The 14,574-nt window shown below is 42.4% G+C and carries 11 protein-coding genes; 9 read left to right on the plus strand and 2 right to left on the minus strand.

The window, feature by feature from the left end:
- Window positions 1-81 precede the first annotated feature (81 nt).
- A complete protein-coding gene (locus OCK74_RS05445) occupies window positions 82-1,233 on the plus strand; it encodes a histidine decarboxylase (protein WP_279295996.1) in 1,152 nt (383 codons plus the stop codon).
- A 26-nt stretch (window positions 1,234-1,259) separates the two neighbouring features.
- Here the strand turns inward: OCK74_RS05445 and OCK74_RS05450 are convergent, their stop codons facing one another.
- On the minus strand, window positions 1,260-1,757 hold the full coding sequence (locus OCK74_RS05450) for a cupin domain-containing protein (protein ID WP_279295997.1): 498 nt from the start codon (window positions 1,755-1,757) through the stop codon (window positions 1,260-1,262).
- Between the two features lie 129 nt (window positions 1,758-1,886).
- On the opposite strand from OCK74_RS05450, the gene parS reads away from it, so the two are divergent.
- The 3 genes from parS to OCK74_RS05465 all read left to right on the plus strand — a co-directional run bounded on the left by parS (window position 1,887) and on the right by OCK74_RS05465 (window position 5,095).
- On the plus strand, window positions 1,887-2,402 hold the full coding sequence (gene parS / locus OCK74_RS05455; protein WP_279295998.1) for a type II RES/Xre toxin-antitoxin system antitoxin: 516 nt from the start codon (window positions 1,887-1,889) through the stop codon (window positions 2,400-2,402).
- Window positions 2,403-2,408: 6 nt separating this feature from the next.
- Window positions 2,409-2,867, plus strand: a complete 459-nt coding sequence (locus tag OCK74_RS05460) for an RES family NAD+ phosphorylase (protein ID WP_279295999.1) — start codon at window positions 2,409-2,411, stop codon at window positions 2,865-2,867.
- Between the two features lie 122 nt (window positions 2,868-2,989).
- Window positions 2,990-5,095 carry a PQQ-dependent dehydrogenase, methanol/ethanol family gene (locus tag OCK74_RS05465; RefSeq protein WP_279296000.1) on the plus strand — a complete coding sequence of 702 codons (2,106 nt, stop codon included), beginning with the start codon at window positions 2,990-2,992 and terminating at the stop codon, window positions 5,093-5,095.
- 4 nt (window positions 5,096-5,099) lie between these two features.
- On the opposite strand, the gene xth is transcribed toward OCK74_RS05465, so the two are convergent.
- Entirely contained in the window at window positions 5,100-5,876 is a 777-nt protein-coding gene (xth, locus tag OCK74_RS05470) for an exodeoxyribonuclease III (RefSeq protein WP_279296001.1), read from the minus strand.
- Between the two features lie 77 nt (window positions 5,877-5,953).
- Here xth and OCK74_RS05475 point away from each other — a divergent pair, with 77 nt between their 5' ends.
- From OCK74_RS05475 to OCK74_RS05495, 5 genes are all read left to right on the plus strand, one after another.
- Window positions 5,954-9,124 (plus strand): VIT domain-containing protein, encoded by a 3,171-nt coding sequence (locus OCK74_RS05475; protein WP_279296002.1) that lies wholly within the window; start codon window positions 5,954-5,956, stop codon window positions 9,122-9,124.
- Window positions 9,125-9,234: 110 nt separating this feature from the next.
- A complete protein-coding gene (locus OCK74_RS05480; protein ID WP_279296003.1) occupies window positions 9,235-9,789 on the plus strand; it encodes an RNA polymerase sigma factor in 555 nt (184 codons plus the stop codon).
- Window positions 9,767-10,474, plus strand: coding sequence for a hypothetical protein (locus OCK74_RS05485; protein ID WP_279296004.1), 708 nt, complete (start codon window positions 9,767-9,769; stop codon window positions 10,472-10,474). Before OCK74_RS05480 ends, OCK74_RS05485 begins: the two co-directional genes overlap by 23 nt.
- Before the next feature lie 6 nt (window positions 10,475-10,480).
- A complete protein-coding gene (locus tag OCK74_RS05490) occupies window positions 10,481-11,593 on the plus strand; it encodes a hypothetical protein (RefSeq protein ID WP_279296005.1) in 1,113 nt (370 codons plus the stop codon).
- A gap of 317 nt (window positions 11,594-11,910) precedes the next feature.
- Window positions 11,911-14,574: an MGH1-like glycoside hydrolase domain-containing protein gene (locus OCK74_RS05495; protein ID WP_279296006.1), complete on the plus strand. Its 2,664-nt coding sequence runs from the start codon at window positions 11,911-11,913 to the stop codon at window positions 14,572-14,574.

The raw sequence follows: 14,574 nt of genomic DNA on the forward strand, positions 1-14,574 counted from the left end.
TAAGCCTGTAACTGCTGCTGTTTTATTGATATTTATGATCCCAGGCAAGCCTTTTAAATAAATATTTGCAACATATTGTATATGAATTATACTGACAAAGAGTTGTTAGAACGTTTTATGGACAAAGTTTCTTCACGAGCCAAAACGTTCATTGGTTATCCCGCAAGTTCAGAATTTGATTATAGTGAATTATATCCCTTATTAAAATATTGTTTGAATAATGTTGGAGATCCTTTGGTGGATTCACATTCTGACATGCATTCCAAATATTTTGAAAGGGATGTGATCTCGTTTTTCGCAGAACTTTTCAAGGCGCCTGTTGCCAACTGGTGGGGGTATGTCACAAATGGAGGTTCAGAAGGAAATCTGTATGCATTGTACTTAGCCAGGGAACTTTATCCGGAAGGTATGGTGTACTATTCTGAAGCTACCCACTATAGTGTTCAGAAGAATGTTCATTTGCTGAATATGCCCAGCATTGTCATCAGGGCTACGGAAAACGGAGAAATGGATTACGAGGACCTGAGAGAAACCATTCAGTTGCACCGGCATCGTCCTGTGATCATTCTTGCCAACATCGGTACCACCATGACGGAAGCAAAAGATGATATAGTGCGCATCAGGGAAATCCTAAAGACGTATGCTATAAAAAATTCTTATATCCATTGTGATGCAGCCCTAGCTGGAACATACCTTTCCCTGCTGGATCGATGCCGTTTTGATTTTACCCATGGGGCAGACAGTATCACCATCAGCGGTCATAAATTTATTGGTTCACCAATACCCTGCGGTGTTGTTCTGGTGAAGAAAAATTACAAGGACAGGATTGGCCGTTCGGTTTCCTACATAGGAACGCTCGACACTACTATTACTGGTTCCCGCAATGCCATTACGCCTGTGTTTTTGTGGTATGCTATTAAGAAGATAGGGAAACAAGGCTTGAAAGAAAGAGCAGTGCGTTGTTTAGAACTTGCTGCTTATGCTGAGCAAAGACTACAGGAGATTGGCATTGCAGCCTGGCGGAACCCGGATGCCATTACCGTTGTATTTCCCCAACCTGCTGAAAAAATCTGCAGGAAGTGGCAATTGGCAAGCGAGAATGGTTTTTCTCATATCATTTGCATGCCTGGTGTAACGAAACAACAGATCGATTCCTTTGTCGATGACCTGATGGATAAGGCCAACCAGCAATTTTTATGTGTGCCTGAATATTTAAGTTACAGTATCAATTAGATGAATAGGGGGCATGTTGTTGCCAATTACCTGCATAGGCGGGTGATCAGCTCCTGGTAATGGGGGTACTGTTGTACAAGGTTTTTTTGATCTGCCAATTCAAAGTCGGCAAAATCAAAACCTGGTGCAACAGTACAACCTGCTAACGTAAATTCATTGCCGGGGGCAGGCTCCGCCGCAAACCAGGAACCTGCAGGGACGACCAATTGAAAGGCGGCGCCGCTTCCAATAGTATTGCCCAGGATCATGCATTCATAACTGCCGTCAGGGTGCAGCACATGAATCAATAGGTTACCCCCTAAGTAGAAATGCCAGATTTCATCACTTTTAATCCGGTGGAAAGCTGAAAAGTCTTCCTTCTGCAGTAAATAATAAATTGAGGTTGAAAAGTTGCGCTTGCCTCCAAAGTTGCCCGGCAGGCAAGCCTTCTCAACAAAACCTTCCGACCTGTATACTTCTTTGTAATATCCTCCTTCAGGATGCGGTTGTAAATCCAGTAGTTGTACCATTTGACGGACGGTCATTGGCTATTTGAGTTGAGTGATGTCTTGAGGTCAAGATACAGCTTATTACATGCGATATAAAGACTGGTAAATTTTTATCTTATTTCTGTTTGGTATATCTTTATACTGTTTCAAGTAAATTATTATACTATGGGCCGGGAAAGATCTATTGTACGGAAAGGCAGGACAACCTCCAAAAAATCACCACTTCGCAAAGTCGAGCGGGAGCAAGATGGAGTACATGGTGGCGGGAAAGTGATCTTGTTGGGTGTAGCTAAAAAACCGGAAAGCAAAATGACAACGTTTGAAAAAATTGACCTGGTAGATCATGGCATTCCAAAGAAAGACCTTGAGCGCCTCAAAGAAGTGGCTGACCTGGACTATGATCAACTGGCCAAAGTGCTTTCGGTTACCCGTGCCACCCTCATCAATAAAAAAGGCGAAGACCGGTTTAATACTACCTTAAGCGAGAAGATACTTAGTCTTGCTGATATATATTCCTATGGTTACGAGGTTTTCGAAGATGATCAGCGTTTTAATGAATGGATCTTTCACCCTAACAAAGCCTTAGGTGGTCAAGCTCCTTACGATCTGCTTGACACCCAGTTTGGAAGGGAGGAAATCAAAAACCTGATTGGCAGAATTGATTACGGAGTTTATTCTTAAGTCGCCATGCTTGTTTACCGCCTCGGACGAACCAAATTTGCCCAAGACACATCCGGAGAAGGCGCTCGCCTGTTTGGCGGCCGCTGGAATCATAAACTTACGCCCTGCCTTTACACAGCGGAAAGCCGTGCATTGGCAGTGCTGGAATACACGGTGAATGTCCATATAGACGATGTGCCCCGGGCCTTAAGCATGACGGTGTTGGAAATGCCAGATCAACACCTGCTTACGCTGACTCCTAAAGATTTACCTGGTGACTGGTTGCAATCGCCTGTACCAGCATCTACAAAGGACTTTGGTACCGAACTGCTGAAAAAAGCAGAATACCTGGTCATTAAAATACCATCAGTCGTAATTCCTGAGGAATATAATTACCTGGTGAACCCGTTGCACAAAGACAGTGGCCTGGTAAAGGTTCTTAGTGTTCACGACTTTGTGTATGATGTAAGGATCAAGATGAAGTGAAAAGGCAGGGTGGGAGCTTATATCTGCTTCGCGAAAGCTATGGTATAGAATTGGTGAGAATGATGTAGAACTGAAGTTTTGTTCAACTGACGACATCATCTTCAAAAACAATTCCAAGCATTATGCGAAAACTACTTGCCATAGCTTTTATTTGTCTGTTGGTTTCATGCGGTCGCAAAAAAACTGTAGATGCTGATGATGACATGCTGGCTGCAGCATCAGAACATCCTGGAGAATGGCTCACTCATGGATTAGACTATCATGAAGACAGGTACAGTCTACTTACACAAATTAATAAAGAGAACGTCAATACTTTAGGCCTTGCATGGGTGGCCAGTCTGGAATCAAAAAGAGGCCTGGAGGCAACACCCCTGATTGCAGATGGAATCATGTACCTGACAGGGGTGTGGAGTATTGTATATGCCATAGATGCATCCAATGGGAAGATAATCTGGAAGTACGACCCCAAAGTACCTCCCAAGCATGCTGAAAAGCTTTGCTGCGATATTGTGAACAGGGGTGTGGCTTTGTATAAAGGGAAAATATATTCGGGCACACTGGATGGGAGACTGATCGCTTTAGATGCCGCTACAGGAAGCTTGCAATGGGAAGTGATGACAGTGGATACTACCAAACCATACTCCATTACGGGGGCGCCAAGAGTGGTGGATGGAAAAGTGATCATTGGAAATGGCGGGGCTGAGTTTGGCGTAAGGGGTTATGTATCGGCTTATGACCCTGAAACAGGCAAACTGGTATGGAGGTTTTATACCGTGCCGGGGAATCCTGCGGAACCATTTGAAAACAAGGCTATGGAAACAGCTGCCAAAACCTGGGCTGGTGAGTGGTGGAAATATGGTGGTGGTGGAACTGTATGGGATGCCATGGCCTATGACCCTGAATTGAAAATGTTGTATGTAGGTACAGGTAATGGAAGTCCATGGAACAGAAAATACCGTAGCGATGGTAAGGGAGATAATCTTTACATTTCTTCTATTATTGCGCTCAACCCATCCAATGGCGAACTGATTTGGTATTATCAAACCACGCCGGGCGATAGCTGGGACTTTACCGCCGCGCAGCACATTATACTGGCAGATATAGAAATCAAAGGGCAAAAAAGAAAAGTGCTGATGCAGGCACCCAAGAATGGCTTCTTTTATGTTCTTGACAGAACGAATGGAAAATTAATCAGTGGTGATCCATTTGTTTATACCAACTGGGCGAAAAAAATTGACGAAGGCACGGGCAGACCTATTGAAGAAGAAGGTGTTCACTATGAAACTGTTAATACGGATATTTCTCCCAATTTCAATGGCGGTCATAACTGGCATCCGATGGCCTATAATCCCAAATTGAATTTGGTGTATATACCTGCAAGAGAAAATGCCTCTAATTATGGCCAGGACCTGGAATGGAAATACAATGAAAAAGGTTTCGGAACTGGAAACGGATGGAATCTTGCTATGGGTTCAAATCCTGCAGTGCCTACAAAGACAGATACTGCTACGAAAAAATTTCCAAGAGGAATGTTGATTGCCTGGAATCCTGTCTTGCGGAAAGAAGTGTGGCGCGTGCCGCAAACTGCTGATTGGAACGGTGGTGTTTTAGCAACCGCATCTGATTTGGTTTTCCAGGGAACGGCTGAAGGGAACTTTATTGCGTATGACGGGAGTAATGGTAAGGAATTATGGAAAATAAATTTAGGTGGTGGCATTATTGCCCCGCCGGTCAGCTATATGCTCAATGGTAAACAATATTTATCTGTTGCAGCAGGCTGGGGCGGAGGTTATGGTATGAAGAAAAAATATGTCCCTATACAGACAGGAAGGGTTTTCTCTTTTGTGTTGAATGGAAATGGGAAGATGCCTGCGTTCAATAAAGCGACTTCATCTGCCATTCCGCCTGCAACTTTTACAGCAACTGCAACAGAAGTAAAACATGGTGATGAGTTGTTCAACCGTTATTGTGGTACATGCCATGTGTTGAATGAAGGTGGTGGGGGATTGGCGCCTGATCTGGCTTATTCGGTGCGTCCTACTAATGCCGAGGGGTTTAAAGCAATTGTGCATGATGGTGGATTCCTTCCATTGGGTATGCCAAAATTTGGTGACAGGCTGAGTGAAAAGGATGTGGAGGATATCCGTAAATTTATTTTGACGAAGGCAAGGGAGCAAAAACAGGTACCTAAAGAAGACACTAAATACAGAAAAGAGGATGAGCAATAATGCATTATCCATCGGAAAGTTCAATCCAAACCGGTGCATGATCACTTGTCTTTTGCCAACCACGAACATCACGGTCAACTCCCGCCGCAACCAATCGCCTGTCGAGTTCCGGGCTTAATAAGAAGTGGTCGATACGCAAGCCTGCATTGCGACCATAAGCGTTACGGAAATAATCCCAGAATGTATAAATGGTTTCAATGGGATAGATTTTCCGTAGTGCATCTGTCCATCCCTGTGCTACAAGTGTTTGGAAAGCTTCGCGCGTTTCTGGGCGGAATAATGCATCATCCAGCCAACGTTCCGGTTTATAAACATCCTGTTCTGTCGGTATGACGTTATAATCTCCTGCCAGTACCACTGGTGTCCGGGAAGCCAACAGTTCAGCTGCGTGGGAAGTTAACCGTTCAAGCCAACGCAGTTTATAATCGAATTTAGGTCCGGGGGCAGGGTTGCCATTGGGTAAATAAAGGCAGCCTATGTGTATGCCGTTCACCATTGCTTCTATATAGCGGCTATGTGTATCATCCGGGTCGCCGGGGAGTCCTCGTCTTACTTCTTCAGGTTTGTCATGGTGCGACAGTATGGCGACACCATTCCAACTCTTTTGTCCATGCCAGATCGCATGATAACCGGCGTCCAGTAAAGCTTGCTCCGGAAATTTTTCCTGCGGAGTCTTTAATTCCTGCAAACAAACTACATCTGGGGTTGTTTCAATTAACCAGCGGAGCAATACCGGCAGACGGCTATTGATGCTATTTACATTATAGGTGGCTACTTTCATGTAGAAGAAAATTAAAAAAAGCTTGCCATCTTTTATGTAAAATATTCTGCGATTTCATCTTACCAGAAAAGTCTGCCATGCGAATTGCTCCCCCATTCATTGCTTTCGCTCTTATGAGCCTAGGTTCAGTTCATGCACAATTGCCTGAATTAACCTCATCTGATAAGACTGCGCCGATTGAACTGCAAAAGCTTGATATCTGTGTAAAGATCATTGGTACGAGCTCATCTACTAACTTTTCCATGACTTTTTATAATGCATCTGACAGGGTACTGGAAGGCACTTTCGTGCTTCCTCTACCTGAAGGTGCCAACGTAACACGGTATGCGCTGGATATTAACGGGAGAATGCGGGAAGGTGTTCCTGTTGAAAAGGCAAAAGCTACAGAAGTATTCGAATCCGTGGAAAAGAGAAAGATCGATCCTGGTTTGCTGGAAAAAACTGAAGGCAACGTATTCCGCACCCGCGTATATCCCATACCAGCCCGTGGAGTGCGCAGTATTATTATTGCTTATGAGCAGGAGCTTACTTTCAACAGAAGTAAAAAGCTTCTATATCATTTGCCTCTTTATTCGAAAGATACGGTTGAAAAGTTCTCTTTGTGTATTGATGTGCAACAAAAGGGGGCTGCTCCTGAGTTGCAAAGCAGTCCCATCAGCGGGCTTGATTTTATGCTTCAGAAAGGTCACTATTGCGCCCATGAGCAACGGGAGCATTTGGTCATGGACAAACCCCTGGATATCAGTATTGCCAAGCTCAGCACAGAAGTAGAAAGCTTTGTTCAAAATGAAAATGGAGCATACTATTTCTATCTCCAAACATTCCTTCCCACTTCAACAAAGGTTAAAAAGCTACCTCAAAGGCTGGCAGTTGTTTGGGACAACTCCTTAAGTGGCCTTTACCGCAATACAGAAAAGGAGATCAAGCTTTTGGAAGCCTACCTGAAGCGATTGGGTACAGCAACTATCCAGTTATATACTTTAAATAATACTTTCAGGCTAGCAGGTACTTATGAAGTCAGGGATGGCCTTTCTACATCATTGAGCGGTCTGTTACAAAAGATAACTTATGATGGTGGAACTGATTACTCTGCAATCAGGTTCCCAGATGCAGATGAAATCATACTGTTTACAGATGGTCTCAGTACCTTGTCGGACGAAGGAAGCCTTTCTGCATCTCATGTTGTATATACAGTCACAACTTCTACAAAAGCAAATTATAGTGTGCTTAGAAGTATAGCGGAGCAGAACGGCGGTTCTTTTATTAACTTATCAAGCAGTTCAATAGAAGAAGCGATAGGCGGGCTTACCAATCAATCGCTGCGTTTTTTGGGTATCCGCAAGAATAAGAATGTTGTGGAACATTATCCTTCTACTCCTACAACTATTTATAACGGTTTTTCTATGGCTGGTAAACTGGATGAAGCGCCCACTTTGATTACTCTCCAGTTCGGCTATGGCAAAGCAGTGGCATTTGAAAAAGAGGTGCAACTAGACTTTGATGAATACGAAATAGAAGAATGGGACTTCAGCAAATTAGTTGCTCAAAAGAAAATACAGGAACTGGAAAAGGATTATGATCATCATAAAGATGAAATACTGCACTTAGGAAAACAGCACTCTATTGTAACACAAAACACATCCTTGTTGGTATTGGAAGATGTGATGGATTATGTACGGCATCAAATTGAACCACCTTTGGAATTACGCAGCGAGTACAAGCGATTGCTCAGAGAAAGTCGAGATGAATTATCCAGGAATCAGCAGAACACGCTGGACAATGCCATAGAATACAGCAATTCACTTTGGGAGTGGTATAATACTTCTTTTCCTGTAAAGAAAAAGCTTATTTCTAAATTCACGGGTGCTGAAACTATGGATCATGCCACATCCACTGTGGATACAGCCATTGCCATTAAGGCTGACGAAGAGAGAAGGGTAGAATATGTGCCTCCACCACCTTCGGCCCAGGAAGAAGCTAATAAAGAACGGGAAGCATTATCACAACGTATCGATATTTCCAAGCATGAGGAAGCCGCTACTCAAAGGGCTTTGCAAGGGAGAGTTGCTGGTTTGAGTGCCGCAAGAGTTCAAATGAATGAAGTTGTCGTAGAAGGTCATGGGACCAGAATAAGAGGTGTTTCCTCCAATACGTCAAGTAATAGAAATCAGCTGGTTATTGTTGACGGGAAAGTGGCTACATCTCTACCTCCACAACAGCAGATAGAGCGCATAGAAACAATGGAGCCGAAAGCTGGGATTGCTGTTTATGGATCAAGAGCCATGAACGGAGTACTCCTGGTTACTTCAAAAGGCGCAAAGGAACGTGAAGAACCCCAAATCAAACTGCAAGAAAAAGCTTCTTCGGTTGAATACCTGAAAATGTTATCCAAAACACCCCGCAACCAGCAGTATCAAGTGTACCTTGAATTGCGTGATAAAAACCTTTTGAATCCGACTTTTTACTATGACATAGCCAACTTTTTCCTGAAGCAGGACAAAGCATTGGGGTTGCAGGTATTAACCAATCTTGGTGAGCTGGATTATCAGAATCATGAATTGCTGAAGCTATTAGGCTTTAAGCTAAAAGAACAAGGAGAACCGGATATTCAACAATTTGTGTTTAAGAAAATTTTGCTCTGGAGGCCACAGGAACCACAAAGTTACCGGGACTATGCACTTGCTTTGGCAGAAAAGGGAAACTACCAGGCTGCGTTGGATACATTATACCTGGCACTGACAAAGGAATACAATAGTGATGTCATGAATAATTATGAGGGTATTGAAGAAACTATTGTGACAGAGATCAATCATCTTATCAGTAGATATAAGTCCCACCTCAATACATCAGCTATCAATAAAAAGCTGATTTACTCAATGCCTGTGGATATACGGGTTGTGCTTAACTGGAATATGAATGATACAGACATTGACTTATGGGTTACAGATCCCTCAGGTGAAAAGTGTTTTTATAGTCAAAAAGAAACCCGAATAGGCGGGCGCATATCCGATGACTTTACCGATGGCTATGGTCCGGAGCAGTTCCTTCTGAAAAAAGCTCCTAAAGGAAAGTATAAGATACAGGTGGACTATTATGGTGAAAGTGGGGTAAAGGTTGCAGGTAAGACAACCCTGCTTGTTGAGGTGTTCACCAACTATGGGAGAAGCACAGAGCAGCGGAAGGTAATTACACTTCAACTGGAAGGGGGAGAAAGGGATGGTGTTTATGTGGGTGAGTTTTTGTTTTAGGTGCTTTAATCGATTTTTCCTGTTTCCGAAAAATAATTTTTTGTCAGGCAACTCCTTGTGTGTAAACTGCATTTATCATTGTATAAAATCATTAAAACTTTTCTTTCACAATGAATGTGCTGGAGTTGGTCAAAGAAGCAAAGCAGGGAAGCGTCGCTGCACAGAAGTGCTTGTTTGACCTGTTTTCAGACAAGATGATGATGGTTTGCCGTCGCTATGTAAAAACTATAGAGGATGCCGAAGAATTGATGTTGGATGGATTTTATAAGTTTTTTAAAAATATACATGCTTTTCAGTACCAAGGGGATGCGTCACTTTATGCATGGCTTAAAAAAATTATGATCAATGAATGCCTGATGTTTTTGCGTAAAAAAACGGGATTTACCATGGTAGCAGAAACTGTTGCTGAAGAAGTGGCATTGCAGGAAGATGTATTGAATCAATTATCAGCTGCTGAAATTTTTAACCTGATTGTTCAATTGCCGGTTGGGTACCGTACAGTTTTTAACCTGTATGCAGTTGAGGGCATGTCGCACAGGGAAATTGCAGAACAGTTAGGTATTGCCGAAGGGACCTCCAAATCGCAGTTAAGTAAAGCAAAAACCTTATTACAAAAAATGTTGTTGCAAAAAGGAGTAGATTATGTCGTACGAAAAACCCCATGATTCCTTTCACTGGAAACATAAATTGGATGAGTTAGACCATCTGCCCAGTGAACCCCTGGCCGATAAAACGGCAGCCTGGGAAAGGCTACAGGAGCGTATGCATCAGAAGCCCCGGAAAAGAATAGCTATTTCCTATTGGATGGTTGCCGCCTGTTTGTTTTTGGCTATAGGAGTTTCCTGGTTCATGATGGATCAAAATGACCCAGGCTTCTCAGAAGAGGGTGAACAACAAACAGGTAAAAAGCCGGTTACTGTATCTATAGAGGTAATTAATAAAAATGATTCGGTTGCAAATAATACGAAAGTGATGAATAATAGGAAGTCATTAATTATTGCCGAAGTAAAAAACAAAAAGCCAGGTCATACACTCATGGAAACTGCTTCAAAAGGTGAAGAGGTTAAATTAAACCAGGATACAGTGATTGAATCATTACCAGAGATAACAAACAATACCACAAACTACATAGATACCGCTGCAGCAATAGCAGTTTTGCCAGTGAAGAAAAAAATGAGGGTAGTACACATCAATGAATTAAATCAGCGTGAGGAGGAAAATCAGTTGGCCAGGAAAAATGCAGCTCCAGCATTTCAAACAAGGCCGTTTACACAGGATGATGGTCTGATCAGCATTTCACGGAACGCATCTGATAACCTTATCAAAATAAAACTCTCTCCTTCAAACTAACACAATATGAAAAAGATGATTTGTTTTTTGATGCTGTTGGCCAGCATCACAGGGATCGCTTTTGCTCAAAACAACACAACAAAAACCGATAAAACCTTTGAATTGCCACCCAATCATGCTCATAGAAGATTCTTCATTGATTTGGATAAAGGGAATAAAATGCAGATCGAAGTAAGTGCTATGGAGGATTTGAAGCCATTCCTCAAAATGGATTCTGTGATCCGGGTTTTTCTCAAGGACCTGGAACCATTAAAGGATTCATTAGGCGATGAACTATTGTCCAGGCTCATTGATTATATTGCTGACTCTTCAGGAAGAAAAAAGATCCGCATCCAGCAGTTCAAACCAAAGGGCTCCAGCTTTCTTGTACAAGATGGGGAAGTGGCCTCCTTAAAGCTTGAACAGGATACAATCAATTTCATAGGCACAGTTTCCATTATAGCCAAGTACACGTTGCGAAAAGCTTTTACTACATCCAGGACTTACCGGATCAGCTTTTATGTTAATAATCTATCGGATCTGGTTTCGTATACTGATGGCCGCTTGAATCAAAAGATGCAAGTATTGCAAGATCATGTGAACAACACCTGGGTCACAACTGCTAAAAAGAGTGAGGCCTATCTGAAAGAGGACCCTTCTATAAAAGCCAGGTTGCCCAAGGGATATGTTGCCGGGGGCAACTATCTAAACATCCGCTTTTCAGTAGATGTACAGAATTATAAAAATTATTTTGTGCCCTCCTTTAGTTTAGGTGCGGGACTCATTATCTCTAAGAGCTTTTTTAAGCGGGATATCGTTCTTTCGTGGGATCCTAATTTTTTCTTTTCCAAGGATAGCGCAGGTAGTTTGAAAACTTACCGCAATGATTTTTTGACACTTACCTGGGGTCAGGGGTTAATAAGAGATAATGAACCAAGAAAAGAATCCCATTTATTATTCATCATGTCCTTAGGATACCTAGTGCATAGATCCGGAAACTATTTTGATAAAAATACATTCCGCATGGGAGCAGGCCGGCTTTCCTTATTTGAAGGAAAAACAAAAATAGAACCTGCTATGTATTTTAATCATTTCTTTAAAGGAGTTACTCCTGGGTTAAGATTAATTCAGAGTTTCTAAGCGTTTATCCATATTGTTTTGCCAAAAGATTATTGACAATCAAACTATTTTCTCGTTCGGTTAGAATTTATTAATTACACATGAACTGAGCATTTCCTCTGTATACAACTCAACTTCCACAGGAAATGCCAAAAGCGTCGGTTGGCGGCAGTTTCCGGCAGGTAAATCTGCCCCGTGGTTATTCTCTTCAAATAAACAGGAGTAGTGTGGACCTAGTGAAGCAATAGTAGTGAAAATGATAAGTTGGACATTTAATAAATATCTGAATCCTCCCTGTTGGTTATTTTATGCGTATATTAATAGTATAAAGAATACGCATGCTTACCGAACAGGAACGCCTGCAAAACGATGCATGGCGAAAATGGGGGCCCTATCTTACCGACAGGCAATGGGGAACTGTAAGGGAAGATTATAGTATTCATGGCGATGCATGGGAGTATACAACGCATGACATGGCACGGAGCAAGTGTTATCGATGGGGAGAAGAAGGTATTGCCGGAATTAGTGATGATCAGCAGTTATTATGTTTTGCTGTTGCGTTATGGAATAAAAAAGATCCTATTCTCAAGGAGCGGTTATTCGGACTTACTAACAGAGAGGGAAACCATGGTGAAGATGTCAAGGAATTGTATTACTACCTCGATGCTACGCCTTCTCATTCCTACCTGAAAATGTTGTATAAATATCCTCAGAAGGAATATCCTTATGCACAATTAATTGAAGAAAACATTCGACGCACCAGACTCGATCCTGAATATGAACTCCTGGATACAGGTATTTTTGATGATAACGAGTATTTTGATGTATTTATAGAATATGCAAAGGCGGATGTCAATGATATACTGATCAAGATTACAATTTATAACCGTAGTCAGCAGGAGGCTTCCTTGCATGTATTGCCTACTGTATGGTTCCGTAATACATGGGCTTGGGGCTATGATTCTTATAAGCCTCTATTATTGGCAGACAACAAAAAGAATATCTTTATTGACCATAAAAAGCTAGGAAATTATACATTATACCAAGAGGCAGATGCACCCCTTCTTTTCTGTGATAATGAAACGAACCTGCAACGCCTCTATAATGTAACCAATACTTCTCAATATGTAAAGGATGGTATCAACAATTATATTATTCATGATAATGTTAATGCTATCAACCATACCTTCGGAACCAAAGCATCCGTCAACCATGAAATCACTGTAAAAGGGGGCGAGCAACAAGTGATCCGCTTGCGTTTGACTAATGTTGATGTAATAGATCCTTTTAATGGTTTTGATGCCATAATGCAAAACAAGATCCATGAGGCAGATGAGTTTTATCAAAAAATCCAGGAAGGCATCGTTTCTGAAGATGCTAAGATGGTTCAGCGGCAGGCTCTTGCTGGCATGGTGTGGAACAAACAGTTTTACTACTATGACGTTTACCAATGGCTAAAAGGCGACCCTGCACAGCCTAAGCCTCCTGCTCAGCGCAAGCATGGCCGTAACCACGAATGGAAACACCTGAATAATGCCGATATTATTTCTATGCCGGACAAATGGGAATATCCCTGGTATGCTGCCTGGGATTTATGTTTTCATTGTGTGCCCCTGGCCATGATTGATAGTGCATTTGCCAAGCAGCAGTTGTTGTTATTGACAAAAGAATGGTACATGCATCCAAATGGACAGCTGCCCGCTTATGAATGGTCCTTTTGTGATGCAAATCCGCCAGTACATGCTTTGGCCGCATGGCATGTGTACCGGATAGACCAGCAAAACAATAATGGTAAGGGTGACTTACAGTTTTTAGAATCCATTTTCCATAAACTTTTATTAAGTTTTACCTGGTGGGTCAACCGTAAAGACCACCAGGGTAATAATATTTTTGAAGGAGGTTTTTTGGGGCTTGATAATATTGGTGCTTTTGACCGGAGTGCCGCATTGCCTACAGGAGGGTTCATTGAGCAGGCGGATGCCACCAGTTGGATGGCCATGTATTCACTCAACCTGATGAGAATAGCATTGGAACTTGCGCTTTCCAATCCGGTGTACCAGGATATGGCTACCAAGTTTTTTGAACACTTTTTATACATCGCCGGAGCCATGGACAACATTGGAGGGACAAGGGACGGCTTATGGGATGAAGATGACCAGTTCTTTTATGATGTATTGATGCTGCCTAACGAAAACAGTTGTCGAATAAAGCTGAGGAGCTTGGTAGGGTTGATGCCTTTATTCGCGGTAGAGATCCTGGATCATGAAATTCTTGAAAAAGTGCCCCAATTTGCCCGCCGTGCCAGATGGTTTTTAAATTACCGTCCCGACCTTTCCAACCTTGTTTCACGCTGGGAGGTAGAAAATAAGGTTCGCAAACATTTGCTTAGCTTATTGCGTAGCCACCGTATGAAAGCCATACTGAGGCGGATGTTGGATGAAACAGAATTTCTAAGTGCATATGGCATACGGTCATTATCCAAGCACCATGAAAAGACTCCATACCAATTTCATGTGAATGGCGATACCCTTTCTGTGGCATATACTCCTGCAGAAGCATCTTCTAGCATATTCGGTGGCAACAGCAACTGGCGTGGTCCCATCTGGATGCCGGTAAATTATTTGATTATTGAAAGTCTGCGACGTTTTCATTATTTCTATGGAAATGATTATAGAGTGGAATATCCTACAGGTAGCCAGCAGTATTTGACGCTGGGTGAGATTGCAGATGAATTATCTCAAAGACTTTCTAGCCTTTTTTTGTTGGATGGTGAAGGGAGGCGGCCTGTGTTTGGGCAATATGAGAAGCTGCAGAACGATCCGCATTTCAGGAATTACATCTTATTTTATGAATACTTTGATGGCGATAATGGGAGAGGAGCCGGGGCAAGTCATCAGACGGGGTGGACGGGTTTGGTAGCTAAGTTGCTGCAGCCCAAGGTGGATCTAGTGAGGGCGTTGGATGAACGGAAAGAGGTGAGTAATTTCGTAGGTAAGCAATAA

Source organism: Paraflavisolibacter caeni, assembly GCF_025628885.1.
GTDB lineage: Bacteria > Bacteroidota > Bacteroidia > Chitinophagales > Chitinophagaceae > Flavisolibacter > Flavisolibacter caeni.

What these genes read in the sequence shown, in the direction of transcription:
- OCK74_RS05475 (WP_279296002.1), top strand. Translation starts at nt 5,954, where the DNA reads ATGCGAATTGCTCCCCCATTCATTGCTTTCGCTCTTATGAGCCTAGGT.
- parS (WP_279295998.1), top strand. Translation starts at nt 1,887, where the DNA reads ATGGGCCGGGAAAGATCTATTGTACGGAAAGGCAGGACAACCTCCAAA.
- OCK74_RS05445 (WP_279295996.1), top strand. Translation starts at nt 82, where the DNA reads ATGAATTATACTGACAAAGAGTTGTTAGAACGTTTTATGGACAAAGTT.
- OCK74_RS05495 (WP_279296006.1), top strand. Translation starts at nt 11,911, where the DNA reads ATGCTTACCGAACAGGAACGCCTGCAAAACGATGCATGGCGAAAATGG.
- OCK74_RS05450 (WP_279295997.1), bottom strand. Translation starts at nt 1,757, where the DNA reads ATGACCGTCCGTCAAATGGTACAACTACTGGATTTACAACCGCATCCT.
- OCK74_RS05485 (WP_279296004.1), top strand. Translation starts at nt 9,767, where the DNA reads ATGTCGTACGAAAAACCCCATGATTCCTTTCACTGGAAACATAAATTG.
- OCK74_RS05460 (WP_279295999.1), top strand. Translation starts at nt 2,409, where the DNA reads ATGCTTGTTTACCGCCTCGGACGAACCAAATTTGCCCAAGACACATCC.
- OCK74_RS05490 (WP_279296005.1), top strand. Translation starts at nt 10,481, where the DNA reads ATGAAAAAGATGATTTGTTTTTTGATGCTGTTGGCCAGCATCACAGGG.
- OCK74_RS05480 (WP_279296003.1), top strand. Translation starts at nt 9,235, where the DNA reads ATGAATGTGCTGGAGTTGGTCAAAGAAGCAAAGCAGGGAAGCGTCGCT.
- xth (WP_279296001.1), bottom strand. Translation starts at nt 5,876, where the DNA reads ATGAAAGTAGCCACCTATAATGTAAATAGCATCAATAGCCGTCTGCCG.
- OCK74_RS05465 (WP_279296000.1), top strand. Translation starts at nt 2,990, where the DNA reads ATGCGAAAACTACTTGCCATAGCTTTTATTTGTCTGTTGGTTTCATGC.